Genomic DNA, 368 nt, shown 5'->3' with positions numbered 1-368 from the left:
AATATACTGCTTACAAGAAAATTTTCGCAATTCTCTGCAAAAACACTTTCCGAGACTCCCGAAGCTCCACGTGAGAAGAGCACTCAGAAGCCGATTGAGTACATAGTCATGTCAGGTGACACTCTCTCGAAAATTGCCGAACGTTATAAGTCAAACGCTGATGAAATAGCCAAAAACAATAATATAAAAGATGTGAGTAAGATCTTTCCAGGTCAGCATTTGACGATATATGGTGTCAATGCTAATAGTCATTCGATCTATACCGTTGCTCCAGGGGACACTTTGGCGAAGATCGCAGAAAAAAATGGTGTGAATGTTGAAGATATTGCGCGGCAGAATAATATATCAGATCCTAATAAAATATACCC

The 368-nt window shown here is 39.4% G+C and carries 1 protein-coding gene; it reads left to right on the top strand.

The features are described 5' to 3' along the window. The coding region (locus QCD69_RS22510; RefSeq protein WP_301253576.1) for a LysM peptidoglycan-binding domain-containing protein at window positions 1-368 on the top strand (368 nt) is incomplete at both ends.

The organism is Erwinia sp. PsM31 (genome assembly GCF_030433775.1).
GTDB lineage: Bacteria > Pseudomonadota > Gammaproteobacteria > Enterobacterales > Enterobacteriaceae > Erwinia > Erwinia aeris.
Note: the sequence above shows the minus strand (reverse complement) of the source record. Positions and strands in the feature narration are given on the sequence as shown.